19 protein-coding genes and 1 tRNA gene are annotated in these 24,692 nt (G+C 68.5%); 5 read left to right on the plus strand and 15 right to left on the minus strand.

Features of this window, described 5'->3' with window-relative positions; genetic code table 11:
* Positions 1-36: 36 nt before the first annotated feature.
* The 4 genes from FN829_RS06805 to pheS are packed head-to-tail and all read right to left on the minus strand — an operon-like array spanning position 37 to position 6,097.
* The gene (locus tag FN829_RS06805; protein WP_142986237.1) at positions 37-2,292 is read right to left on the minus strand and encodes an LUD domain-containing protein; all 2,256 of its coding nucleotides are present in this window, start codon (positions 2,290-2,292) and stop codon (positions 37-39) included.
* Positions 2,293-2,799: a LutC/YkgG family protein gene (locus FN829_RS06810; RefSeq protein WP_142986238.1), complete on the minus strand. Its 507-nt coding sequence runs from the start codon at positions 2,797-2,799 to the stop codon at positions 2,293-2,295.
* Positions 2,800-2,855: 56 nt separating this feature from the next.
* On the minus strand, positions 2,856-4,592 hold the full coding sequence (gene pheT, locus FN829_RS06815; protein ID WP_142986239.1) for a phenylalanine--tRNA ligase subunit beta: 1,737 nt from the start codon (positions 4,590-4,592) through the stop codon (positions 2,856-2,858).
* Positions 4,592-6,097 (minus strand): phenylalanine--tRNA ligase subunit alpha, encoded by a 1,506-nt coding sequence (gene pheS / locus FN829_RS06820; protein ID WP_142986240.1) that lies wholly within the window; start codon positions 6,095-6,097, stop codon positions 4,592-4,594. Before pheS ends, pheT begins: the two co-directional genes overlap by 1 nt.
* Positions 6,098-6,478: 381 nt before the next feature.
* Here pheS and FN829_RS06825 point away from each other — a divergent pair, with 381 nt between their 5' ends.
* The gene (locus tag FN829_RS06825) at positions 6,479-6,784 is read left to right on the plus strand and encodes a HalOD1 output domain-containing protein (protein WP_142986241.1); all 306 of its coding nucleotides are present in this window, start codon (positions 6,479-6,481) and stop codon (positions 6,782-6,784) included.
* 23 nt (positions 6,785-6,807) lie between these two features.
* On the opposite strand, the gene FN829_RS06830 is transcribed toward FN829_RS06825, so the two are convergent.
* The 8 genes from FN829_RS06830 to FN829_RS06865 form a co-directional block, all read right to left on the minus strand.
* Complete coding sequence (locus tag FN829_RS06830) at positions 6,808-7,467, minus strand: M48 family metalloprotease (protein ID WP_142986346.1); 660 nt, start codon at positions 7,465-7,467, stop codon at positions 6,808-6,810.
* 92 nt (positions 7,468-7,559) lie between these two features.
* Positions 7,560-8,210, minus strand: a complete 651-nt coding sequence (locus tag FN829_RS06835; protein WP_142986242.1) for a nucleotide-binding protein — start codon at positions 8,208-8,210, stop codon at positions 7,560-7,562.
* Complete coding sequence (locus FN829_RS06840) at positions 8,207-9,034, minus strand: DUF7857 domain-containing protein (RefSeq protein ID WP_246066467.1); 828 nt, start codon at positions 9,032-9,034, stop codon at positions 8,207-8,209. Before FN829_RS06840 ends, FN829_RS06835 begins: the two co-directional genes overlap by 4 nt.
* Before the next feature lie 24 nt (positions 9,035-9,058).
* Positions 9,059-9,868, minus strand: coding sequence for a DUF7856 family protein (locus FN829_RS06845; RefSeq protein WP_185955705.1), 810 nt, complete (start codon positions 9,866-9,868; stop codon positions 9,059-9,061).
* Positions 9,865-10,203, minus strand: a complete 339-nt coding sequence (locus tag FN829_RS06850; protein ID WP_142986244.1) for a DUF7855 family protein — start codon at positions 10,201-10,203, stop codon at positions 9,865-9,867. Before FN829_RS06850 ends, FN829_RS06845 begins: the two co-directional genes overlap by 4 nt.
* Before the next feature lie 136 nt (positions 10,204-10,339).
* Positions 10,340-10,645 (minus strand): DUF7854 family protein, encoded by a 306-nt coding sequence (locus tag FN829_RS06855; RefSeq protein WP_142986245.1) that lies wholly within the window; start codon positions 10,643-10,645, stop codon positions 10,340-10,342.
* Entirely contained in the window at positions 10,646-16,093 is a 5,448-nt protein-coding gene (locus FN829_RS06860; protein WP_142986246.1) for an LAGLIDADG family homing endonuclease, read from the minus strand. It lies immediately after the preceding gene.
* Between the two features lie 118 nt (positions 16,094-16,211).
* Positions 16,212-16,574: a TRAM domain-containing protein gene (locus FN829_RS06865; protein WP_142986247.1), complete on the minus strand. Its 363-nt coding sequence runs from the start codon at positions 16,572-16,574 to the stop codon at positions 16,212-16,214.
* A gap of 183 nt (positions 16,575-16,757) precedes the next feature.
* Here FN829_RS06865 and FN829_RS06870 point away from each other — a divergent pair, with 183 nt between their 5' ends.
* Positions 16,758-19,100, plus strand: a complete 2,343-nt coding sequence (locus tag FN829_RS06870) for a DEAD/DEAH box helicase (protein WP_142986248.1) — start codon at positions 16,758-16,760, stop codon at positions 19,098-19,100.
* Between the two features lie 663 nt (positions 19,101-19,763).
* Here the strand turns inward: FN829_RS06870 and FN829_RS06875 are convergent.
* Positions 19,764-19,847: transfer RNA gene (locus tag FN829_RS06875), tRNA-Leu, on the minus strand.
* A 30-nt stretch (positions 19,848-19,877) separates the two neighbouring features.
* Positions 19,878-21,038 carry a PAS domain-containing sensor histidine kinase gene (locus tag FN829_RS06880; protein ID WP_142986249.1) on the minus strand — a complete coding sequence of 387 codons (1,161 nt, stop codon included), beginning with the start codon at positions 21,036-21,038 and terminating at the stop codon, positions 19,878-19,880.
* Between the two features lie 80 nt (positions 21,039-21,118).
* On the opposite strand from FN829_RS06880, the gene FN829_RS06885 reads away from it, so the two are divergent.
* Both FN829_RS06885 and FN829_RS06890 read left to right on the plus strand, forming a co-directional pair.
* Positions 21,119-21,613, plus strand: coding sequence for a DUF309 domain-containing protein (locus FN829_RS06885; RefSeq protein WP_142986250.1), 495 nt, complete (start codon positions 21,119-21,121; stop codon positions 21,611-21,613).
* A gap of 101 nt (positions 21,614-21,714) precedes the next feature.
* Positions 21,715-22,410, plus strand: a complete 696-nt coding sequence (locus FN829_RS06890) for a DUF192 domain-containing protein (protein ID WP_142986251.1) — start codon at positions 21,715-21,717, stop codon at positions 22,408-22,410.
* 500 nt (positions 22,411-22,910) lie between these two features.
* Here FN829_RS06890 and FN829_RS06895 read toward each other — a convergent pair whose 3' ends face one another.
* A complete protein-coding gene (locus FN829_RS06895) occupies positions 22,911-23,231 on the minus strand; it encodes an antibiotic biosynthesis monooxygenase family protein (protein WP_142986252.1) in 321 nt (106 codons plus the stop codon).
* Positions 23,232-23,450: 219 nt separating this feature from the next.
* Here FN829_RS06895 and FN829_RS06900 point away from each other — a divergent pair, with 219 nt between their 5' ends.
* On the plus strand, positions 23,451-24,638 hold the full coding sequence (locus tag FN829_RS06900; RefSeq protein WP_142986253.1) for a trans-sulfuration enzyme family protein: 1,188 nt from the start codon (positions 23,451-23,453) through the stop codon (positions 24,636-24,638).
* The last annotated feature ends 54 nt before the right edge of the window (positions 24,639-24,692 follow it).

Genomic DNA, 24,692 nt, shown 5'->3' on the forward strand with positions numbered 1-24,692 from the left:
CTGGCCGCGTTCCGTCCCCGACCCCGCCGCCGGCGGCTACCGTCCGTCGAGCAGCCGCACCGGATGCGCGGGTCGTCGCGTGAGCAGCGCGTCGAGCTGTTCGAGACACGACGTGCCGCTGGCGACGACGGTTCGGTCCGCGGCGTCGTCCGTACTGAACTGGTCGACGAGCGTCTCGCCGACGTCCACGCTGAGCTCGTAGTACTCCGACTTGTAGCCGAAGCTCCCGGCCATGCCACAACACTCCACGTCCGAGGTCACGACGTCGAACCCGGATTCCTCAAGCACCGCCAGCGTGTACGGCTCCAGATCGAGGGTGCGCTGTTGGCAGTGGCTGTGGTAGGCGACCCGCTCGCCGTCGCCCGCCGAGAGCGCGTCGACGTCCGCGCCGTTCTCCAGCAGGCCGTAGACGTACTCCATGACCTCGTAGCTGTGCCCTTTCAACGCGTCGTAGGCGTCCTCGGGGAGGAGTCGCTCGTACTCCCGATGGAACATCGCGAGGTCGGAGGGTTCGATGACGACGACGTCGTGGCCCGCGGCGACGGCCGGCGAGAGCGCCTCGTAGACGGCCTCGGCGTTGGACCGGGCGGTCGCCACCATGCCCTGTGAGAGCGGCGCCCGTCCGCTCTCGCCGGCGGCCGGCACCTCGACGCGGACGCCGAGGGATTCGAGGACGCGGACGGTCGCCTTCCCGCGCTCGGTGCGCACGTAGTTCGTGTACGCGTCGGGATACAGCGCGACCGTCCGGCGCGCCTCGTCGGGACCCACTCGCGACCCGCGGTCCGCAAACCAGTCGACGAGTGACTCGCGCTCGAACGTCGGAAGGTCTCGGCGGCCGTCGACGCCGAGCGTCCGCTCCATCACCGATCGGGCGGGGCCGCTCCGTGCGATCCGGTTCGAGAGGGGTGCGAACGCCGAGCCGAGCCTCGCGAGCGCGTCGAAGTTCCCGAACAGGCGTTTCTGGAGGTCGATCCCGCCGGGTTCCTCGTCGGGGGTGAGTCCCTCGACGAGGAAGTCGAACTCGCCCTCGCTCCCGCGGTTGATGCGGTCGCGGACGACGGTGTTGATCCACGGGATGTCGATCTTCACCGGACACTGGTTCACACACCGGCTACACCCCGTACAGAGGTCGTTGAACTCGGCGGCACTGTTCTGCCCGTGGACGCCGGCCTCCCAGCCGGTGGCGATGCCGCCGGAGTACGTCTCGCCGCCGAAGGCGTGCCCGCCGACGTGCTGGAAGTTCGCACAGGAGTTCGCACACGCCGAACACCGGATACAGTACAGCGTCTCCCGCAGGTCGTCGTCCTCGCGCATCTCCATGCGGCCGTTGTCGATGAGCACGAGGTGGAACTCGCGGTCGTCGCCCGACTCGAGTTCGCGGTCGTCGTCGGCACCGGGTCCGTCGGGACCCGATCCGCCGTCGGAACCCGATCCCTTCCCTCCCCCTCCCCCTCGGCCGAAGGTCGGCGAGTCGCCGGGTGGCGTGAAAAGCGAGACGTAGGAGGTGATGTCCTGTCCGGTCCCCGACCGACCGATGAGTTCGACGAACGGCTGGAGGTCCTCGACGCTCGGGACGATCTTCTCGACGCCCGCGACCGCGACGTGGGTATCCGTCGCCTGGACGCACTTGCGGGCGTTGCCCTCGCTCGTGACCAGCGCGAGCGTGCCGGTCTCGGCCGCGACGAAGTTCGCCCCCGTCATGCCGACCTCGGCGTCCAGTATCCGCTCGCCGAGGTACTCGCGAGCGAACCGCGTCAGCTCCTCGGCGGTCTCGAGCGGCTCGTCGGGCTCGAACACCTCGTTGAACAGGTCCGCGATCTCCTCTCGGGACTTGTGGACGGCCGGCGCGACGATGTGTGAGGGGGCCTCGTCGGCGACCTGGAGGACGAACTCGGCGAGGTCCGTCTCCCAGACGCCCGCGCCGTCGGCCTCGAGGGCGTCGTTCACGTCGATCTCCTCGGTCGTCATCGACTTCGATTTCACCACGTTCCGGCCGTCGACGACCTCCTCGATGTATCGGTTCGCGTCGTCCGCGTCGTCGGCGACGTAGACGGTGCCGCCGTTGGATTCGACCGATTCGGTAACCCGATCGAGGAGTTCGGGCAACCGCTCGATGGCGTCCTCCTTGATCGCGCGGGCCTCGTCTTTGAGTTCCTCGTAGTCCTCGAGGTCCGCCGTGGACTCGTACCGCCCGTCGTTGAACACCCGCGTGTTCTGCTGGACGCTGTCGCCCTCGGTGTCGAGCAGGTGGCGGATGCGCTCGGCCTTCGCTCGGCGGTCGTCGGCGCTCATCTACCGGTCCTCCAGGAGCACGACCGTGACCTCGATCGGTCCGTGAGCGCCCTTCACGAGCGAACCCATGTCCGCGGTCGCGCTCGGTCCGGTCGCGATGACGGCCTGTCCGACGCCCCTTCGGACGTCCTCTGCGAGTCGATCGAACGTCGCGTCCATGTCCGGGAGGACGTCGCTCGCGGCGAGGACGGCGACGTGTTCGTCGGCGTAGAGGCTCACGGGTTCCTCGCCTGCTGACCCCCCCTGGATCACCACGGAGCCGTAGTCGGCGATGCCGTATCCCGCGGCGGTGACGCCGGTCGCCGCGGCCTCGAGGTCAGCCACCGTCGGGTCGGTTTCCATGGCGTCCGGCAGGGAGACGCCCTCGAACGGGAGCGGCGCGCCGACCGCGGGCGCGTCGAGAAGCGGGGCGAGCGTCGACTCGAACTCCGCGGCCGTCGTCCGAACGAGGCCGACTCCGAGATCGGCGACCGACGACTCGAAGGTCGCGAGCGGTTCCGTTGGCATGTGTTACCGTCCGAGAAACAGCCTAATGGGCGTTTCCCTCCCGTACCGATCCGGGCTCAGCGAAGCGCGTCGAGGTCGAACTCGAAGGCGGCGACGGGCACCTCCAAGTCGTGCTCGACGAGGACCTCCGGGTGGACCTCGCCGATCACGCCGACCGACTCACCGTCGACGACGACGCTCGCGGTCCGACCGTCGATGAACGTCGGGTGATCGGTCCGCGGCGTCTCCAGCTCGACGCCGAAGTCGTCACACACCGCCTGAAGTCGACCCTTCGCGGTCTCGTAGGAGGCGTCCCGGCGCGCGACCGCGCCGGCGACGTGGCGGGACTCGGCCACGTTCGTGTTCTCCGACTCGTCGCCTTCCGCGACGAAGCCGATCTCGGCGACGTCCTGCGGGTAGGCGTTGTGGGTGTTGCCCTCGAGTAAGAGCAGCAGCGACGGGAGCGCCCACGTCCGCAGCTGGGTGTACTCCTCGCTGTACGGCTCCGTTATCTCGACGGGCTCGCCGCCGCCGAGGAGGTCGGTCCCCGGCTCCAGCCTCATGCGGTCGTAGTTCTCGACCCCGCTCGTCATGTGGAAGTTGAGCAGGTCCTCGAAGCCGAGCCCGACGAGGCTCGTCCGGACCGCGTCCTCGAGCCGGGTTCGCTCGTGACGCCCGCCCACGGTTCCCACGTCGGGGTAGCGCGGCTCCAGTTCGTCGAAGCCGTAGGCGCGTCCCACGTCGTCGACCAGATCGAGCGGGTGGAGCACGTCCACGCGGTACGGCGGGATCTCCACCTCGTAGGTCACCGTCTCGTCGAGCGTGTAGCTGGCGTCCAGTCCGGAGCGCTCGAAGCAGTCGACGACCGCCTCCGGCTCGAAGTCGACGCCGAGCAGCGTCTCGATCCGGTCGTGGCTCACGGACTTCTCGTCGACCTCGAGGTTCGGGCGGACGAGTTCTGGACCGTACTCCTCCGGGTGGGTCGCGCCGTCGGCGTACGCGACCTCGACCTCCTCGATCGTCGCGCCGCGCGCGGAGAGCGCGTAACAGACGATCGTACACATCTTGTCGATCGTCCACTGGTCCGTGCCGGTGAGTTCGACGAGCAGCTCGCGGGATTCGGTGTCGACCTCGGTCCGCCTCCCGTTGATCACGGGCGGGAACGAGAACAGCCCGAGCTCGTCGTAGATCGCGGGGTAGCGGTCGTACTCGCTCACGAGGTCGGCGTACGTCCGGCCGGTGTCGTGCTCCTCGAGCACCTCGGCGGGCGTCAACTCGTCGTTGGAGTCCAGCGGGACGAACGTCTCGCCGTCCGGCTCGATCCCGCGGTAGGTGATCGAGCGCTCCGCGCCCTCCCGAAGCGGCGCGCCCTTGACCATCGCCAGGTCGTGGATCCCGATCGCGCCCTTCGCGCGGCCGCGACCCATCGTGGCGTGGAGCTTCTCTTGAAGCTGGATGAGCGACTCGAGGGCGGACTCGTCGAGGTCGACGCCGCGGACCACCGCGCCCGTGACGTAGGGACGCTCGTCGGGCACCGACTCGTCGACCTCGATCGTCCACTCGGCGTCGTTGACCTCGGGGACGTAGACGCCGCGGTCGTCACCGTAGTGGTACCGCAGCGAGCGGGCGACGCCCTCGACGCTCAACCGGTCGAGCCGATCGGGCGCGAACTCGAACTGTAACTCGCCGTCGTCCGTCTCTCCCTCGAACTCCAGCCCGAGCCCGAACAGGTCGTCCTTGAACTCCTCGTCCGTCTTCTCGGTGTGGCCGGTGAGCCCGCGGAGCGCGTCGGGGTCGACGTCGACGACGGGCATCAGTAGCTCACCTCCGCGTTCCGCAGGAAGTCGATGTCCGCCAACGTCCCGTGGAGGTCGCGGATGTCCTCCGCGCCGGTGGTGAGCATCGCGAGCCGCTCCAGGGCGAGTCCCCACGCCATCACGTCGCAGTCGACGCCGAGCGGCCCGGTCACCTCCTCGCGGAAGATGCCGGAGTTGCCGATCTCGATCTCCTCGCCGGTCTCGGGGTGGTCGCCGAACAGCTCGAAGGAGGGCTCGGTGTAGGGGTTGTAGTGCGGTTTAAACCGGATGTCCGTGATCCCGAACTGGCGGTAGAACTCCTCGAAGGTGCCCATCAGGTCGCGCACCGAGAGGTCCTCGGCCATCACCCACCCCTCGATCTGGAAGAACTCCAGGAGGTGCGTCGGGTCGAGCGTGTCGTTGCGGTACACCTTCTCGACGGAGAAGTACCGCTGGGGCGGCTCCAACTCCGCGCCGGCGTACCCCGAGAGGTACCGCATCGACAGCGAGGTGGTGTGGCCGCGGAGGGCGACCTCGCGCGCGAACTCCTCGGACCACGGCGAGTGGTAGCCGTCGCCGTCCTCGCCCCACCCGTCGCGGTGGGCGGTCTCGACCCGGTCGATCAGGGCCTCGGGAATGTCTTCCATCGGCTCCACATCGAGCGCGAACCGGTCCCAGTGGGTCCGGGCCGGATGGTCCTGAGGCATGAACAGGCAGTCGTTGATCCAGAAGTCGCTGTCGGCGTGGGGTCCCTCCATCTCCTGAAAGCCCATCCCGACGAGGACGTCCTTCACGCGGTCGGCAGTCCGTCGGAGCACGTGTTTCCGGCCGCCCTCGACCGCGGGTGCATCCGCTTCGACGTTGTACTCGGCGAACTCGACGTCCGCCCACTCGCCGCTCGCGAGCAGGTCCGGCGTGACCTGTCCGACCGTCTCGGCCGCCTCGACGCCCTCCATCAGCGCGTCGACGCCGGCGTCGGTGAGCGTGACCGCGCGGGTGGTTCGCTCCGCGAGGTCGACGAGCCCGCGCGAGGCGAGCCGGTCGAGGACCGATTCGTCGTCGACGCTCCCGCCGTCGGAGAGCGTCGCCAGCGCGGCCGCCTCGGGATCGGCGTCGGGGTCGGCGTCCGGATCGACGGTCAGCTCGCCCGAGTCGATCGTCCCGAACCCCTTCCGCGGGAGGTTCGCGAGGGCGATGTCGACCTCGGGACCCGCGAGGTCGGCGCGGCCGATGACCTCGCCCATGGAAACAGCCCCGTCGACTGCGCCGGCGTCGACCGCGGCTCGGTAGAGCCGCGTCTCGGGGAGCCCCTCGGCAACGTACTCGCGTCCCTCGTCCGTGAGTTCGGCGATCTCCGTCGTCGTCTCCGTCACGGCGAGCAGGCCCTCGTCGCGCAGGTCGAAGGCCGCGCCGGTGACCGTCTCGGGTTTCAGTCCCGTCTCGGTCGCGATCTCGTCCATCGTCAGTTCGTCCGTCGCGCTCGCGGCCTCGAGGACCGCGAGCTGTCGTTCCGGGAGTCGCATTCGGTTGTGTGGATACGCGTGTGGCTGCGTGGTAACGGTTCCGGCACGTCGCCGGCGCGGTACGGGGCAGCGGGCACGAACGGGGTCCGGACCGACCGGACCGCACTACCCGTCGCCACCGGTCGAACCGCGCGGTTTCACCGTCCCGCCGCGGGGCGGCTCCGCCGCGCGCAGTTCACGCGAAAAACGGCCTGAACGCGTCGCGTCCGACTTCCTCGACGATACCCTCGCTGGCGCGTTCGGGTGCCATGTGCTCCCGTGGATCGTGTGTCCAATTATGCGTTTCGCTCGCCGCCCGGAGTCTCCCTCCGCCGAGATCGGTGTTATCAGACTGGATAATCGGTTGCGGACGTTTATACGCTGTCGCGCGTGTGAGGAGGTATGAGCAACGCCACGACGGACGTTTCCGACGCCGGATCGCGTTCCGAACCGGTCCGCGTCCCCCACGGTCGTGGCGACCGGTCCCCGGTCCTCGCCGTCGCCGACGCGGTCGCCGATCTCGCCGGCGTGGACCCCGATGCGCTCGGCGAGGAAGCGGGGATCGTCCTGTGTGACCACGTCGATCCGGACGCGCTCGCCGCGCTCGTCACTCACTGCCCCGACGGTGACGTCGCGCTCTCGTTCAGCGTGGGCGAGTACGACGTCCGGGTCGACTGCGACGAGGCCGTCGTCCGGCTCGCCGATTGACGACCCGTCCGCGAAGCTGATTCTCAGGCGCTCTCTGCCGCGCGCTCCCGTAGCGCCGCGATCCGATCGCCGAGCGGGGGTTGGACCTCGAACCACGTCGACCAGTCGCCGGTCGCGGGTTCGACGCCGCGTCGTTCCGCGACTCGCTCGAAGGCGTCGGCGACCCGAGCGGCCCCCACCGCGTCGGCGGCGCGGTCGTCGGCCGCGTACTGGACGCGCCGCCCGACCCAGAAGGAGGCCATGCCGACCGCGAGAAGCGAGAGGAACCCGGCGTCGAACGCGGCGCTCGCCGTCACGATCGCGGCGAGGATCCCGACGACGACGGCGACCGCGAGCGCCCGGAACTCGCCGTAGTACGTCCGGACGCGACCCGCTTCGGCGGCGAGCAAGCCGACGGCGACGTCCTCCTCGAGGTCCCCGAGGACGGTCTCGGTGAGAAAGAGCACCCGCCGGCGGGGCGGACCCTTCACCGAGACGTCGATCGAGTCCGGATCGGCGACCTCCACGACGGCGATTCGGTCGACGTCGAGCCCGGCCTCGCGACGGAGTTCGTCGAGCGCGGCGCGCTCCGGATCGGTCGGCTCGCGGAGGTCGCGAAGGCGGTCGGCCGCGTAGAGCGGACCGACCGCGACGGCGAGGAACGCGAGGACGACGACGCCGAGGAGGAACGCGACCGTGAGCATCGGCCGATCGTCGAGCACGCGGCGGCTAAAACCACGCGATCCCGGTGGCTAACCCCACGCGCCACCGGCGACCGCCGACCCGCTCCGTCCCGTTACCGCGGCACGCGACGTGCCAGCTCGCGGACCGCGGCGGCGGCCGCGCTGTCGGGGGCGGCGTCGACGATCGGACGTTCCCGGACGACGGACCGACCGACGCGGGGATCGGCGGGGACGACCGCCGTCGGTGCGCCGAGCGCGTCGGCGATGGCCTCCGCCGGCGGCTCCTCGACGACCCGGTTGACCGCGCAGGCGACGAGTCCGGCGTCGAGCTCGCGAGCGAGCTCCCGGGTTCGGATCGCGTCGGCCAGCGCGAACGCCCGCGGGGAGACGACGACGAGACAGGCGTCCGCGACCGCCAACGGAACGCCTGCGTCGGCACGCCGCCCCGCCGGGCAGTCGATCACGACCGTTCCGTGCGTCCGTTCGACGTCCTCGACGGCGTCGGCGAGACGAGTCAGATCGGACGCCCGCGCGCCGGCGAGGGTTCGGCCGCAAGGAATCACGTCCACCGGTCCGGGTCGGAGCGTCTCCGCGACCGCCGCGCGGCCAGCGAGCACGTCGTGGAGATCGGGGCCGCGACCGGCCGGGAGGTCCGCCATGCCGAGGTCGGCGTCCACGACGACCGCGTCGAGCGCGGCCGCGACGTTGTACGCGAGCGTCGTCTTCCCGACGCCGCCCTTGCCGCCCGCCACGGCGAGGATCACGCAAGTCGCTCCAGCGCCTCGGTCGGCACGTCCGTCGCCTCCGCGCGCGCAGCCAACGACGACGCGCGCTCGCTCAGTCGCCGGAGCGCCGCCGCGTCGTCCGCGACACGTTCCGCGAGCGTCGCGACCCCAGTTACGCCGCCGAGGTGCTCGACCGCGTCGGTCGCCGTCGCGAGGTCGGCGTCCGTCAACCGCTCCGCCCGCTCGATGCGACGCTCCGCCCGATCGAGCCGGTCCTCGAGACCGCGCGATCCGATCGAAACGGCGCGCGAACTTCCGGGAGGCAACCGGGCGTCGCGATCCCCCGAGCCATCGTCCTCGATCGGAGGTGTCGTCCCGCCGTCCGGCGAGGACACTCCCGTGACCGCGCCGGCGACCTCGTCCGTCGCGTCGGCGGAGTCGCTTTCGAGGTCCACGTTGACTGCGGGCGGATCCGTCGGTTCGGAACCGACGAGAGCGTCCCGCGGTGGGCGGTGTTCACCGAGCGATCGAACCGCCGCAGCCGCCGTCACGGTGGGTTCCTCGTCGCCGTCGATCGGACGGGCGTCCGCGATCTCGACCGGTGGATCGGCGACCGACTCGTCCGCCGGACCGACGACCGCGAACCCGACGCCGCGGCGTTCGTCCGGCTCGAGACGGAGGGTCACGCCGGTCGCGTCCCACCCCTCCTCCGGAACGCCCGACCGTCGCGGCGGGAGGATCGGGCCGTCGATCCGATTCCGGACGCGAACGCACCGGGAGACGGCGCCCGCGTTGTGGACGCGACAGGCGACGAACCGCACGCCAGATTCGCGTTCGACGGTCCACGAGAGGTCCACACTCATGCGTCGGCTGGAGCGGCATCCTATCTAAAGGTCGGGTCCGGTAACGGGGACGCCGAGGACCGATTCCAGGTCCGCCTCCTCCGACGCGTCCGAGACGGAGTCGATCGCCGGTCGGAGAGTCACCGGATCCTCGATCTCCGCGATCCGTATCGCCGCGAGCGAGGCGGCGACCGCGCAGCCGCCGTACTCGCTCGGGGCCGTTCCGGCGTCGACGGGATCGCCTCCCGGAACCGCCGAGAGCGCTTCCCGAAACTCGGGGTACATCGCGATCGAGAGCTCCTTCCGTGCGTCGCGCTTCCGGTTCCCCAGCCGATCGCGGAGGGCGAGACGGCGCTCGCGCTCGTCACGCGCCGCGGCCGCTCGTTCGCGCTCCCGCTCGAGCGCCTGTTCGGCGGCGATCCTGGCGGTCTGTGCCTCAGAGAGCTCCGCCGCGGCCGTCTCGAGATCGTCGAGCGCCTCCGCGGGATCGGCGTCGACGGCCCGGCGAGTCCGGACGTCACCGCGGACCGCCGCGACGCGTTCCTTCAATCGGCCTTCCTCGCCGGTGGCATCGGCGACCCGCCGTCGTGCGCTCTCGAGGTCGACCTCCGGGATCTCGATCGTCGTCAGCTCCGCGTGGATCGCCTCGATCTCGATCGCGAACGACGAGGTTTGCCCTCGAGAACGAGCCGCAGCGGCGAGTTCACGCCGGAGACTCGTCCCGGTCGGAACTCGCCCGAGCACTTCCGCAGGATTCGGGAGTGGTCCCTCGGCTGGATCTGACGACTCGCCATCGAGACCGTCACGGTCCGAGTCATCACGACCGAGGGGACCGCGGTCGCGCCGAGCGGTCACAGCTCTCGGCGCTTCATCGCTTCCGGGTCGGGGTGGTCCGTTCCGGCGGCGAACGAGGCGTACGGCGTCGATCTCGCGTCCCGGTCGGCGTAGGCGCTCGCGGCCTCCCTGACTGCGGTGTCGACGACTGCGAACTCGTTGAACGGCTCGGTCCGCTCGATCTGGACGGCGTCGCCGTGGGCCTCGCGCAGCCGCAACGCCAGGAACGCGCCGTACGCGGTCGCTTCGAGCAACGCCGCGCGGCCGAACCGCCGGACGACTTGGTCGTCGTGACGGCGACACGCGTTGCGGAGCCCGGTCCGGGCCGCCTCCGAGTACGTTACGACCAGTAACACGAGCGTCGGTGCTCGGCTATCGGATAAATCGGTTCCGAACGCCAGCGGCGACCGCGCCGGTGACCGGTGTCGGTGAACGACATCGGCGAACGATGTCGGCGAACGATGTCGGCGACCGATCGGATCCTCGACGATCTCAGACCCGCTCGAGGTCGAACTCCGGAACGTCGTCGCCCGCCGTCGACTCCGCATCCACGGGATCGATCCCGGCGGCCGCCAGCACCCGTTCGCGCGCCGCCGGCTCCGAGGGAGCGACGACGACGCGCCCGTCGACCGGCGGGTCGCCGACCGCGCGGAAGACGGCGTCCTCGCCGTCGAACTCCGTCGCGTACGTCCGGAGCACGGCAGCGACGCGCCGCTCCGTTCCCGAGAGGTCCTCCTCGCCGTTCTCGAACGCACGGAGGGCGTTCTCGACGTTCCGTAACGCGGAGATCCGGTCCATCTACGTCGTCCGCAGGTGACCCTGCTGTGGCTCGTACACCTCGCCCTTCGTCCGGAGCTTCTCGATCTCCTGCTCCGCCTTCCCCGCGTCCATCCCGATCTCGCCGGCGCGGTCGAGCACCTCCTCGACGGGCGCGCCCTCCTGGTACTCCTCCTCGATGTCCGCGATGAGCGTCTTGATGTTCTTGATGCGGTCGCGCTGGCTCTTCGAGGTGCCCGTCTCGACGACGTCGGCGTCGAACTGGCCCGTCTCCGGGTCGACGCCGATGTCCTGGAGACACGATTCCACGATGTCGGTCGCGCGGTCGGCGTCTTCGCGTTCGACCGTATCGGAGAGTCGGACCCGCGCGCTCGCCTCCGAGAGCCGGACGAGCGCCTCCAGCTTCCGGGCGGTGACCGGAACGGGCGCGTCCTCGTCGGCTCCCTTCGAGCGCAGGTCGACGTAGAACTCCTCGATGAGCCCTTTGGCCTCCTCCGTCATCGTCGGGTAACAGGAACGCTTCGCGTGCGCGACGTACTTCCGCAGCAGCTCGGCGTCGATCGCCGGGGCGACCTCCTGTGTCACCTCCGCGACCTGATCCGAGGTGAACTCCGAGGTCGCCAGCTCCTCGCGCTGGGTGTTGAGCTCGCCGGCGTAGTTCGTCTTGATGATGTGTTTCGCCAGCCGCGAGTCGTGTTCGGGATCCGGCTGGTCGGTCACCGTGAAGATCAGGTCGAACCGCGAGATGAGCGCGGGCTCCAAGTCGATCTGCTCGCCGATCGGCTCGTACTGGTCGAACCGCCCGTACTTCGGGTTGGCCGCACCGAGCAGCGAACACCGCGCCTTGAGGGTGGCGTTGATTCCCGCCTTCGAGACGGAGATCTTCTGCTGTTCGAGCCCCTCGTGCATCGCGGAGCGGTCCGAAGAGTTGTGGACCACCAGCCCGTTCGCGACGAAGTTGTGCGTCCCCTCGACGGTCAGGTCGTACACCTTCGGCCGTCGCCCGTCGTCGATCCGGGACAGGATCGACCGCAGTTCCTCTCTGACGGCGGTCACCTCGCTAACGACCGCCTCACGCAACTCGTCGAGCCGATCCGTTTCGACGGCTCCGGAGAGCCACCGCGAGACGGTCGCCTGGCTCACGTCGAGCGACGACGAGACGTCGGCCTGACTGACGCCGTACGCGTCGAGTGCGGCCAGCAATTCCGTTCGCGTCCTCCCAGGGAGTTCGCGGTCGACGAGTTCTCGCGCGCGTCGCTCGACCGTCTCGATCGGTCCGCCGATGGCGTCGGCGAGTCGCTGTCGGAGGACCGTGCCACGGTGTTCGACTGATTCCGGAGGAACCGTCTCGACCGACCCAACCCGACGCCACTTCACGTCGCCGCGGACGAACTCACGAAGGTCGCCGAGATCGGTGTTCGCGACCTCGGTAACGACATCCCGAAGTCGGGCGGTCACCGTCCGGTTGACCTCGTCGCTTTCGTCCCAACCGCGGGATATCTGCTGTTGTGACAGCGTGGTTCCGTCAGCGAGTTCGGACTGAGAGACGTGGTACCGATGCCGCAGTTGGGCGAGCGTCTCCCACGTCGCCGTCCCGTCGAGCGCGTCGGCGTCTTCGGCGGCCCGCTCCCGCCGCTCCTCGAACGCAGTGAGGATCCGGTGAGCTCGGTGGAGCGACACGTTCGCGGTCCCGTTCTCGAAGTCGTGATACGTACCCGCATTGAGCCCGCATTCACGCTGGTGAAGCCGGAGGGAGTCTCGACACCGCGCGATCACCCCTTCGACTTCCGGGATCACGTCGAGGATCGTGCGGTCGCCGTCGGCGGATTCGACGACCCGATCGAGCGCCGCCGCCTTCCGAGTAGCGGTGAACCCGACGAGCCGCCGAAACGCCGCCAGCGAGTCCGCGTCGGTCACCGTGAGGAGGTACACGTCTCGACCGTCGTCGCGTCCGCGGTGCTGTATCTGGCTCGACACGCCGAACCCTAAGAGGAGGTTCCGTGCGCCTTCCAGCAGGTTCCGGCTCGCGGACATCACGCGGACGTTCCCCGCCGACTCGTCGACGTGTCCCTCGCTGTCGGCCAGCGCACGAACGAACGCCGCCTTCGCCGCGCGATTCCCCGTCGAAACGGCGGTCGGAAAGCACTTCTCGTCGTACCGACCGAGGTTCATGCCCGCGTTGAGGACGGCGTCGGCGTGTTCCTTTCCGGTGACGCGAACCGTTTCGACGCCGCCGCGCTTCTCGCTCGGCGGCCGCGTCGGCTCCGCGTCGAACGCCGACCGCGCCGCTCGCTCGAAGTCGGCCAGCAGTTCGTCGTCCGTGTTGGTGAACCGGACGCCGTACACGCCCTCGTCGCGGTCGTAGAAAACGTTCCCGTCCCCGGAGAGGTACCCGAGAACGCTGGCCATCGGAGCTGTGATTCCTTCGTTGGGGGCGGTGGATTCGCATCCGCCGATACCGTTCGTAGCCGCCGCTCCACCGTCCGTCGCCTTCCTCGGAACCTCGCGGGGAACGTAGACCCAGTCGCCGTCGTCGAGCGCGGCCGCCTCGCGCTCGACGCGTTCACCGTCTTCGAGGACGAAGAACGGGTGATCGGCCGTCGCCGTCAGCGACTCGCCGGTCTCCATCGTCACTCGGGTCAGTTCCGACGGCGCGTCGTACTCGTGGACGGCGGAGACGGGACGCTCGACCAACTGGCCGCTCTCGTCCATCGACCAGACGGCGAGGTCGACGTCTCGGATGCGGCGACCGTTCGAGAGCGATTCTATATCACCGTCTTCGGCCGCTTCCCGCGCCAGTTCGTCGATTCGTTCCACGCGTCCGTCGGCGAGTGAGATCAGCGTGTCGCCGGTCACGCAGTCCATCTTATCGAGTTCGTCGACTGCAGCGATCCCCTTGTCGGCTAAGACGAGCGCGCCGGCCTCGAGCGACCACTGCTGGCCGTCGCCGAAGTCGTCGCGTACCGCCGCCGCGGTGAGCCCCGCCGCCGAGGAGCCCTTCCCGGAGGTGTAGACCGATCGTGGCGCGATGTTTTCTACATACGAAATCATCTGGGAGTTGTGCGAGATGATCCCGTTCGAGACGTAGTTATGCGCCCCCGTTACCTCGAGATCGTACACCCAGTCGTCCTCGGATTCGACCCGTTCGATCGACTCGATTCGATCCCAGCGAACGTCTCCCTCGACGAATTGACGCAGCGCGGCAACGTCACGCGCGGTAGAGCCGCCGTCCGCTTTAGCAAGCACCTCGGGCCCGTTCGAGGATCGACACGCATCCTCGAACGCATCGACGATCCGACGAAGCGCGGTCCGACTCGGGTTTCGATTTCCGGCTTCGTAGTGTCGGAACGTGCTCCGTGGGACGCCGCATTCGTACTGCGTCAGCCCGAGCGATTCACGTAACCGACGAAGGGTCGGACCGACGCCGGGGACCACGTCCACGTTCGTGTTCTGATCCGTCCGGAGGTGTTCCTCGGCTGCGGCCTGTTTCCGATCGGTGATGAACCCGATCTCGGTAACGTATCGATCGAACTGTGACCCGCTGATACGGAGACGGTGACTGCCGTTTTGCCGCTCGTGTATCTGGGTCGTTATCCCGTGCTGAAGCAGGAGAGAACGAACGCCCGTGAGCAACTCCTCGCTCATCGACGCGACGGTTATTTCACGTTGTGAGGACGAGACGTGACCTTCTCCCTCGACGAAGCCTTTGACGAATGCTGCCGTGATAGCCTCGGAAGTGCCGAAGATACTCGGAGGAACTCGTCTTTCTGACGAGTTCTCGAGTATAGCCTCATCGATCCCTTCGAGGAAGCTGACGAACTCTCCCGCGGAGCAGAGCAATTCGCGTGCGCTCTTCCCGTCGTGTGGTTTTCGGATGGTGAATTCGAGTCCGAGGTTCGCGAGCGTGTTGCCGGCGTCGTCGAGGACTGCCTCGTCGTTGTTCGTGATCGAGACGAAGCCGGAGTGGTCGTCACGTTTCGCCACGTATCCCTCCGCTACGACGTATCCGATGAGACGAGCCAGCGCCGCAGTCCACTGCGTCGGAGGTTCGAGACGAACCGCGTTGTACGACCGTGCCCTACGGAAGTCGACGTCAAGCGTGTCATCGGCGTCGACGTCGAGTCGTCGGGGAGCCGCCACGAACTCGCCCGCGTCCAGATCGTCGGCCACCACCGGAGTGAACCGTGCGTCGCGCTGGACGAACAAGGGGTGAGACGGCGTCACTTCGATCCTCCGTCCCGACGCGGTTTCTATCCGATACATCGTTTCGGGGGCTTCTCGCTTCCAGACCTTCGTCGCTCGTGACCGTGCGATCGATCCCTCCTGCTGGAGGGCAGGAACCTCGAAGTCGACGTCGTCCCAAACGCCGTCGTCTACTTCCTTCGGATCGTCCAGGTTCTCTTCGACGACTTCCCTTATTTGACGTTCTCGACCGTCTCCGAGCGTGATAAGCGTGTCTCCGTGAACACACTTTCCCGTTCCGGGGTCGCCGATAAGGAGCATGTGTAGGTCGCCGCGGATCCGCGAGCCGTCGGGGAGGTGTTTGGTGACGCCCGAGAACAGTTGGAGGATCATCGCGAGCTTCTCCTCCTCGTAGCCGTAGATGGCGGGCGCGATGGAGTCGACCATCGCGTCGTAGATGTCGTCGCGGTTTGAGAGCTCGATGATCTCGCGACGGTCCGCGTCGGTGATGTCCATGTCCTCGAACTCCTCGTCCTCGATGGCGATGGAGACGCCGTCCATGTACAGATCGAAGATGGCGGACTTCTCGTTGCCCTGTTCGACCTGCTCGATGTGGAGGACGCCGACGCAGGTGACGTGGTCGCCGGGGCTCACCTCGCCGGTGATGTCGTCGACGATGTCGACGTCGAGCGACTGAGGCGTCTCGCCGCCGCGGAGCCCCTCGGGCGACTCCTGGATCCGGAGCTTCTGGGAGTCGATGAACTCCGACTGGTCGAAGTTGACGCGGAAGGGTCCCTGTCGTTCACACCCCTGACACTCGTGGGGCTCCTGGAAGCCGCCGTCGCTCTGGGGAATGTACGTCATCGTCCCGCAGCGTTGACACTCGAAGGCCGCCTCGGTCACCTTCGGGCGGACGTCGGTCGCCTTGCGGACGATCCCTTGGACCGAGACGAGCTTACCGATGTGGTCGTCGTGGACGCGGATCCCGCGGATGTCGATGTTCTCGGGCAGGTTCCGGAGTCGGACGTGCGCGCGCCCGAGGCTGACGTCGGCGGGGAGGTCGTACAGCCGCAGCGCCTCCTCGGCGTACTCGCGCATCTGGTCGGGCTTCGTGAGGAAGTCCTCGGCGAGGTCGCGGTCGAACTGGAAGAGGTCGTCGTACTCGACGTACAGCGAGCGCTGTTCGTTGGGGTACTTCTGTGCGAGGGTGCCTATCTCCTCGCGGTAGTAGTTCCGGTAGAACTGGATGAACCGTTCGGTGAGGTCCTGATTCCCGGCCTGAGCCATTACGCCACCCCTTCGTCGGCATCACGTATGAACCCCATGTTCGGGGCGGAGGTGGTCCGATCGTCGGCCTTCCGCTCCTGCTCACGGCGTCGTCCTCACGCCTCCGTCATCGTCGTCCTCACGCCTCCGTCACGAACGTCGCGTCCGCGGAGGTCCGGCCCTCGTTGAACGAGAGCACCTTCGCGCGGATCACGTCGCCCTTCCCGATGCCGTTCGGTATGTCCTCGGTGAACACGACGAACCCTTCGACCTTGCCGACGGCGACCTCATTCCCGGAGTGGTGGTCGGTGAGCTCCGTCACGCCGAACTCGTACGTCTCGCCGATCTCGACGGGGGGTTCACGCTCCTGTGCGGCCTCGTGTGCTCGCTTGGACTCGCGTGCCTCGTTTGATGGGCCGCGTACGCGCCTGACGATCCCAATGAGGACGAGCAGAACGACCGCGGTTGCGGCGACGACGGTGACCGGTGAGCTGGGAATCATACCTCTCCGTCGACCCGCGACCACCTAAACGGCCGGGGTCCGGACCGGCCTTCGGGGGGTCCGGATCGGCCTCTCGGAAGCGGCCCGGTCGCATGAGAAACGCCTTTGCCCTCGAGGCCCCCGTCTGGAAGTGATGCGAACCAGCCTCGGTCTCGGAGGGACTCCCCACGGGCGTGGTACCGAATGAAGGTCGCGGACGCGGTGCCGGAGTTCGCCGACGCCTTCGGGTTCGAGGAGTTCAACCGGATGCAACGCGAGGCGCTCCCCGGGATCGTCGAGACTGACCACAACGTCGTCGCGTCCGCGCCGACGGCCTCGGGGAAGACGGCGCTCGCCGAGCTCGCGATCTGTAAGACTCTCTCGGAGGGAGGGACGGCGCTGTTCATCGCGCCGCTCCGCGCGCTCACGAACGAGAAGGAGAGCGAGTGGGAGCGGTTCGAGGAACTGGGCTACTCGGTGTACGTCGTCTCCGGCGAACGCGACCTCAACCCCCGGCGGGCCGAGCGCGCCGACGTGCTCGTGACGACGCCGGAGAAGGCGGACAGCGCGACCCGCAAACATGATTCCGCGCGCTACTCGTTCATCACCGACGTCGACTGCGTCGTGATCGACGAGGTCCACCTCCTGGATTCCGAAAAGCGCGGCGCGGTGCTCGAGGTCACCGTCTCGCGGCTCCGTCGGCTCCAGGACCCCCGCGTCGTCGCGCTCTCGGCGACGATGCCGAACGTCGAGGACGTGGCCGAGTGGCTCGACGCGCCGCCGGAGACGACCTACTCCTTCGGCGACGAGTACCGCCCGGTCGACTTGGAGACCGGCGTTAAGACGTACAGCCACGGCTCGAACGCGTTCGCGGACAAGTACCGCCGGCTCTACCGCGCGATCGACCTGGCCGAGCCGCACGTCCGCGAGGACGGACAGGCGCTCGTGTTCGTCTCCTCGCGACAGGACACGGTCCAGGCCGCGAAGAAGGCGCGCGACGAGATCACGGAGCGTGACGTCCCGATCGACTCGCGGGGCGACTACGACTTCCACAACGCGGCGAAGGAGCTCTCGAACGACACGCTCCGGCAGTCCGTCCTCGACGGAGTCGGATTCCACCACGCCGGGCTCTCCAAAGGCGACCGCGACCGCGTCGAGGAGTGGTTCAAGGAGGGAAAGATCAAGCTGCTCTTCTCGACGTCCACGCTGGCGTGGGGCGTGAACCTCCCCGCGCGCTGCGTCGTCATCCGCGACACGAAGTACCACGACCCGCTGGAGGGCGAGACCGACATCTCGCCGCTCGACGTGCTCCAGATGCTCGGGCGGGCGGGTCGGCCCGGCTACGACGACGTGGGGTACGGCTGGGTGGTGTGTGACCGCGCGGACGCCGACAAGTACCGGAAGCTCCTCCGGGAGGGCAAGGAGATCGAATCGCGGCTCGCGGCGGAGCTAGAGTCGCACCTCAACGCCGAGGTCGCGATGGGGACGATCCGCGGGCTCGAGGACGTGATGGAGTGGTTGGAGACGACGTTCTACTACGTGCGCGCGCAGTCGGAGCCGGAGGCGTACGACTTCGGCACCCTCCGCGACCGCGTGCGCGACACTCTCGACTCGCTCGTCGCGGATGGGTTCGTCGCGGCCGACGACGACCTGACGATCGAGCCGACGACGCTCGGCCGGCTCGCCTCGAAGTACTACATGCGTCTGGAGACCGCCCGACAGTTCCGCGACCTCGCCGAGCACGACCGGCTCACCGTCGATTCGGTGCTCGAGACGGTCGCCGCCGCCGGCGAGTTCGACTCGGTCTCGGCGCGTTCCGCGGAGGCGGACGCGGTCGACCGGATCCTCGACGGCCGCGACACCGACCTCGAGGACGGCCACCGGAAGGTGTTCGCCATCCTGCTCGCGGGGATGGCCGACTCGACTCCCTCGGACCTCCGCTCGGACGCGTGGGTGATCCGCCAGAACGCCCTCCGGCTGCTCGCCGCGCTCTCGGAGTTCCTCGACCGCTTCTCGGGCCCGCGGGCGGCCAACCTCGCGTGCCGGGTCGAAGCCCGCGTCGAACACGGCGTCTCCCGCGAGGCGGTCGCGCTCACCGCGATCGACGGCGTCGGCTCCGGGCGCGCCGAGCGGCTCGCGAACGCCGGGCTGACTTCACCGGCCGAAGTCGTCGAGGCGGGTTCCGGTGCGCTGGAGAGCGCCGGAATGAGCGACTCCGTCGCCGAGCGGATCGTCGAGGCCGCACGTGAGTGCCCGCGGATCGAGGTCGACTGGGGCGCGTTCCCGGAGACCGTCGCCGTCGGCGAGAACGAGCTGTGCGAGGTCGCGGTCTCGACCGCCGGCGGGGGCGCGCGCGTCGGGATCCGCGTCACCGTCAACGACGTCGAGATGACCGAGACCGCGACGTACCTCGACGGGGAGACGACGACCCCGGTCGGCGTGTTCGGCCCCCCGGACGCCGACGAACTCGAGTTCGTCGTCGAGGCCGTCTTCCCCGACCTGCCGCTGATGCCCGTGCGCGCGAGCCGGACCGTTCGAGTGGAGTAGGGGATCGATTGCGGTGCGGTGGCGTCGCCGGCGGCTCCGCCGCCGGCTTCAAGCGAGAGCTCCGCTCTCGCCCTGCGCCTCCGAGTGCCCCGGAGGGGCACGAGTAGCGAGGGACCGGAGGTCCCTCTGACAGCCGGCGGCAACGCCGCCGACGAGAGCCCGCGAGAGACGCTGCGAGCGCTTGGAAAGCGCGAGCAGCGAGGCTGGGGAGGCGTGAGGTGCGGATGCGGTTCGGTCGGGTAGGACTCAAAGGGGCAGTCGCCGGCGGCTTCGCCGCCGGCTGCCAGAGGCGCGGAGCGCCTCGCTGTCGCGATTCCCGCGAGCGTGAGCGAGCGGGAAGTCGAGAGACGAAGTCTCTCGGAAGGACGAAGCACGCTGCCGAAAGCACCGCAGCGAACGTAGTGAGCGAGGAGCGCAGCAAAGCGCGGGAGTCGTCGCGGCCGGGGCTTTGGAGGTGTTCTCCACGGTAGCAACGATCCAGAACCGCTCTCGATCACCTGTCGCTAGTGAATTCAGTGAAGTGGAGTTTTTGCGAGGGAAGAGCGCTCCGAGAGCGTCTTCCGCACTGTTGCCAGTGCGAGGGGAGGGATTTGAACCACGGTCGCGCCGAAGGCGCTCCCTGATTCAAATCTCTCCTGCACTCGCGCGCTGTGAGCACGCTCATGCGAGGGGAGGGATTTGAACCCACGGACCTCTACAGGAGCGGATCTTGAGTCCGCCGCCGTTTCCGGGCTTGGCTACCCTCGCACGCGGTCGGGGGTTCGACACCGCTGCCCTTTATGTCGTCGGTTCCGCGCCGACCAGCCGCGCCTCGAACCCGCCCGCCCGCGACTCGCCGATCTCCAGCGTCCAGCCGTGTGCGGCCGCGACGCGCTCGACGATCGCGAGTCCGATCCCGGTCCCGCCGTCCTTCGAGACGCCGAACTCGGTCACCGCGTCCCGCTCCTCCTCCGAAATCCCCGGCCCGTCGTCGGCGACGTACACGCCGCGGTCGTCGACGCCGACCCGAACCGTCGGATCCTTCCCGCCGTGCTCGAAGGCGTTCGAGAGCAGGTTCCCGAGCGCCCGCCGGAGGAGGGTCGGATCCCCGCACACCGGTCCCTCGTCCTCCACGACGAGGGCCGCGTCGGTCGGCGGATCGCCGAAGTCACCGGACTCCCGGCAGTCGCGCGCGAGGTCGCCCAGATCGACCGCGGTCTCGTCGACGTCTATCGCCGACGGGTCGCGCGCCAACACCAGCGCGTCGTCGATCAGGGCCTCGATCCGGTCGAGCGCGTCCTCCGCGGAGTCCAACCGCTCGAGGTCGCCGGTCTCGCGGGCCAGATCGACGTACCCCTGCGCGACTGAGAGCGGGTTCCGCAGGTCGTGTGAGAGGAACCCGGAGAGCCGTTCGAGCCGCTCGTTGAGTCGCTCCAGTTCACGCTCGCGCTCGACGCGTTCCGTGACGTCGCGGATGACTCCGACGACCCCGACGATCCGGGGGTCGTCCGGCGTGCCGTCGCGGCTTTGCTCTTCGCTCTCGACCCGATCGAGTTCGTCGGGGGTCAGCGGCGTGAGCCGCGTCTCCGTGGTCACCGACGACCCGTCGCCGAGCGTCGTCGTCAGCTGGATCCGCTCCTCCCGGGAGTCGCCGGCGAGGACGCGCTCGACCGCCTCGCGGTATCGGTCGCCCTCGCCTTCGTTCCAGTAACCCGTCTCGACGAGCCGCTCGGGGTGTTTCGCGAGGAGGAGGTCGTCGTCGAAGCCCGTCACCTCCCGGAGCCGGTCGTTGACGAACACGCGAACCCGGTCGGCGTCGAGCACGTACGCCCCGTCGCGGATGGCGTCGACGACCGCGGCCGCGTACCGGGATCGCTCGTGGCCTCGCGCCCGAGTGTCGTCTGGGACCCGCGTGTCCGCCGAGACCCCGTCGTGATCCGGGATCCCTTCGTCGTCCATGGACCGAGCACGGAGGCGAACGGTAAGTGTACGGCGATATCCGCGAAACGGTTAGGTCGGTGGCGGCTCGACGGGAGGGCATGGACGACCACACCCGACATCCGGGCGTCGCTCCCCCGCTCTCCGGCGAGCCGGCGGGGTGGCGGCGCGACCGACCCGCGTCGAACGGGTGGGAACACGGGACGCTCCGGCGCGCGGTGGTCCACGGCGTCCGGCTGTACAACGACGGCGCGTACCACGAGTCACACGACTGCTTCGAAGACGAGTGGTACAACTACGGCCGCGGGACGACGGAGAGCGCCTTCCTCCACGGGATGGTCCAGGTCGCGGCGGGCGCGTACAAACGCGTCGACTTCGAGAGCGACGCGGGAATGCGGAGTCTCTTCGAGACCGCGCTCCAGTACCTCCGCGGCGTCCCGCTTGACTACTACGGGGTCGACGTCGACGACGTGCGCGCCACGCTCGCGGCCGCGCTCGAGGACCCGACCGCCATCGACGGCTGGCGGATCGAACTCGACGGCGACCACCCGACTGCGGGCCCGGACAGCTACGCCTACGCCGAGGAACTCGACTGAATCGACTGGGCGTCGACTGAGCGACGCGGTGGTCGGAACGGGATCGGATCGCCCGCCCCGACGACCGGTTTATGCCGCCGGAGCGCGGAACGTGTACAACGATGGAGCGCCCCGGATTCGACTCTCGGTCCCGCCGTCGATACCTCCGCACGATCGCCGGGATCGGGGGATGCTCTCTCGCCGGGTGTCTGAACCGCGGGAGATCAACGGAGCCGACGGGCGTCGACGCGGGCGAAGTCGACGCCGAAAACGACGACGCCGAAATCGAGGGAGAGAACGCGACCGGAAGCGAGGACGGGGCGGTCGACGGGGACGAGAACGACGCCGACGCCGACGGCGACAGCGACGGCAACGAGAGCGGCGGCGACTCTGCGGACGCGGAGGGCGACCCGATCCATCCCGAATACGAGACCCGCGAGGTAGTCGTCGAGACCCCCGACGGCGACGCACTCGGATCGGTGACCGCGGCGGTCGCGGACACGGACGACCTCCGAGAAATCGGTCTGAGCGACACCGAATCGCTTCCGGAGGACCGCAGCATGCTGTTCGTCCACGGCTCGATCCAAGAGCGGACGTACTGGATGCGCGAGATGGACTTCGGGATCGACATCGCGTTCGCGGACGCCGAGGGCGTCATCACGGAGATCCACCACGCGCCGGCTCCGGGGCCGGGGGAGGACGGGACGGAGCAGACGTACGGCGGCCGCGGGAAGTACGTCCTCGAGGTCACCTACCGATGGACCGAGGAGCGCGGCGTGAGCGTCGGCGACGTGCTCCGGTTCGATCCGATCGAGTGACCGGATCGAACCAACTGGACGGCTTCGCTGAACTCCGTGAGAGGGGATCGATCCCGATCCAGTTCGCCCAGTACAGACGAAGGAACAAGCGATCCGCGGTACGGTGGCGCGCCTCCGAGTGGCCGCGTGGACGCGGCCACGAGGAGTCCGCGAGGGACGCGGCGAGCGGTGAAACCGCGAGCCGCGAGGCTGGGGAGGCGTGAGGTGCGGTTCGGGGGGGATTCAAAGGGGCAGTCGCGAAGGCGAAGTCCGACGAAGCAAGCACCGAAAGGAGCGAACGGAGTGTGCGACTGAGGAGCACAGCGAGTCGCACGAGTCCTCGCGACTGGGGCTTTGGCGGTATTCTTCCCAGTCGAGTTCACCGCCCCAGCAACTGTTCCCTTCTTCTCACCTCGATCACTTACGAAACACCCGTCCTACAAGCACGCAGATCCGAACGGGGATCTCAGTAGAGAACGCATCCGAAGAACAGAATTCAACGGATCTCTCTCGTTCGAGTCTCACACGAACGGGTTCGCATCTTCACCGAACCCGCTCCCGTACGCCTCGACGACCTCCGTGACGGTGACCTCGTACGCGTCGTACCACTCCGTCCACCGCCGTTTCGCGCGTTCGTGGTCCGAATCCGCCCCGAACGACTCGAGCGCGTCCAGCGACTCCCAGTAGTAGACGACGAGCACCTCCTCGCCGTCCGGCGCGTGCCAGGTCCGTTTGCCCAGATACCCCTCCGTGTCCTCGGCGGCCGCCTGTATCGCGTCGTTCAACTCGTGGAAATCCGCGTCGTACTCGCCCGGAGCGAGGCGGAACGTCACCAGATACATCCAGCGTACCCACTCGCCCACAGACCAAGACGCTTCCCCACGGCGCGGACGGAGATCGGCGACCGCCGACCCGCGATCGCGTCCGAGTCGGATACCTTCGAATCGGATCGGGGTTCTGGCCACCCTCGCCGGAAACTCCACGCCTATCCGACACGGCGGAGAACGTCTCCGTGAGCGTCCCCTCGATCGGGTTCGAGCGGGTCCCGTGGTGATCACTCGATGACACGAAACGACGACGACCGATCCGACAGGAACCGATTCGCGACCGTCGCGGTCGGCGCGGCCGAAACCGAACCGCGCCGTTCCGGAGGCGGAGCGAACGACGTCGTCCCGCCGGTCCACCTCTCGACCACGTTCGAGTGGGCCACCGGGGAGGACGCCAACGAACATGACTACTCGCGCGAGAGCAATCCGACGCGGGCGGCCCTCGAAGCGCGGTTAGCTCGCCTCGAGGGCGGCGAACACGGGCTGGCGTTCGCCTCCGGAATGGCCGCCACGTCGACGACGATGCTGTCTCTCGTTCCCCCGGGCGGCCACGTCGTCTCCTCGGACTCGATCTACAGCGGAACGGAAAAACTGCTCACGGAACACCTGGTCGGGCGGCTCGGCGTCGACGTCGACTTCGTCGACGCCCGCGACCCCGACCGCGTCGCCGACGCGGTCGACGCAGACACCGATCTGATCTGGGCGGAGACGCCGTCGAACCCCCTGATCAGGCTCTATGATATTCGATCGATAGCCGACGTCGCCGACGAGTACGACGTTGCCTTCGCCGTGGACGGGACCTTCGCGAGCCCGTACTGTCAGGCCCCGCTCGAACTCGGTGCCGACGTCGTCGTTCACAGCACCACGAAGTACCTCAACGGGCACTCCGACTCGATCGGCGGGGCCGTCGTCACCGACGACGAGGAGGCGTTCGAGCGGTCGGCGTTCGCACAGCGGGTGGGACTCGGCAACGGGCTCTCGCCGTTCGACTGCTTCCTCGTCGCGCGCGGCGTCAAGACGCTGCCCGCGCGGATGGAACGACACGAGCGGAACGCGACGGCGGTCGCTCGGTTCCTCGAGGACCACGATCGAGTCGATCGCGTCCGGTATCCCGGTCTCGAGAGCCACCCGCAACACGATCTGGCGCGCGAGCAGATGTCGGGGTACGGCGGGATGTTGTCCTTCGAGTTCGACGGCACGCCAGTCGAACTCGAGGCGTTCGCGGAGGGCCTCGAGGTGTTCACGCCGGGAGCGAGTCTCGGCGGGGTCGAGAGCCTCGTCGAGGTCCCGTCGCTGATGCTCCCCGAGGAGTTCGCTCGAAGCGAGGAGTCGGCGGAGGTCCCGGAGACGCTGGTCCGAGTGTCGGTGGGCCTCGAGGACGTTCGCGACCTCCGCGAGGACCTCCGGAACGCGCTCCCGTGAGCCGGCGCGCCGACTCGCGCTCCCGTCGTCGGTTTCGTGCGAACTGTTAACGTC

Source organism: Halorubrum cibi, from assembly GCF_900182635.1.
Classification (GTDB): domain Archaea; phylum Halobacteriota; class Halobacteria; order Halobacteriales; family Haloferacaceae; genus Halorubrum; species Halorubrum cibi.

Bases quoted from the DNA above. Each gene is read 5' to 3' on its own strand.
- pheT (WP_142986239.1), bottom strand. From the start codon at position 4,592: ATGCCCGTCGTCGACGTCGACCCCGACGCGCTCCGCGGGCTCACCGGC.
- FN829_RS06830 (WP_142986346.1), bottom strand. From the start codon at position 7,467: ATGCTCACGGTCGCGTTCCTCCTCGGCGTCGTCGTCCTCGCGTTCCTC.
- FN829_RS06825 (WP_142986241.1), top strand. From the start codon at position 6,479: ATGAGCAACGCCACGACGGACGTTTCCGACGCCGGATCGCGTTCCGAA.
- FN829_RS06895 (WP_142986252.1), bottom strand. From the start codon at position 23,231: ATGTATCTGGTGACGTTCCGCCTCGCTCCGGGCGAGTACGACGCGGAT.
- FN829_RS06840 (WP_246066467.1), bottom strand. From the start codon at position 9,034: ATGAGTGTGGACCTCTCGTGGACCGTCGAACGCGAATCTGGCGTGCGG.
- FN829_RS06880 (WP_142986249.1), bottom strand. From the start codon at position 21,038: ATGGACGACGAAGGGATCCCGGATCACGACGGGGTCTCGGCGGACACG.
- FN829_RS06860 (WP_142986246.1), bottom strand. From the start codon at position 16,093: ATGGCTCAGGCCGGGAATCAGGACCTCACCGAACGGTTCATCCAGTTC.
- FN829_RS06890 (WP_142986251.1), top strand. From the start codon at position 21,715: ATGGAGCGCCCCGGATTCGACTCTCGGTCCCGCCGTCGATACCTCCGC.
- pheS (WP_142986240.1), bottom strand. From the start codon at position 6,097: ATGCGACTCCCGGAACGACAGCTCGCGGTCCTCGAGGCCGCGAGCGCG.
- FN829_RS06855 (WP_142986245.1), bottom strand. From the start codon at position 10,645: ATGGACCGGATCTCCGCGTTACGGAACGTCGAGAACGCCCTCCGTGCG.
- FN829_RS06810 (WP_142986238.1), bottom strand. From the start codon at position 2,799: ATGCCAACGGAACCGCTCGCGACCTTCGAGTCGTCGGTCGCCGATCTC.
- FN829_RS06900 (WP_142986253.1), top strand. From the start codon at position 23,451: ATGACACGAAACGACGACGACCGATCCGACAGGAACCGATTCGCGACC.
- FN829_RS06885 (WP_142986250.1), top strand. From the start codon at position 21,119: ATGGACGACCACACCCGACATCCGGGCGTCGCTCCCCCGCTCTCCGGC.
- FN829_RS06870 (WP_142986248.1), top strand. From the start codon at position 16,758: ATGAAGGTCGCGGACGCGGTGCCGGAGTTCGCCGACGCCTTCGGGTTC.
- FN829_RS06865 (WP_142986247.1), bottom strand. From the start codon at position 16,574: ATGATTCCCAGCTCACCGGTCACCGTCGTCGCCGCAACCGCGGTCGTT.
- FN829_RS06805 (WP_142986237.1), bottom strand. From the start codon at position 2,292: ATGAGCGCCGACGACCGCCGAGCGAAGGCCGAGCGCATCCGCCACCTG.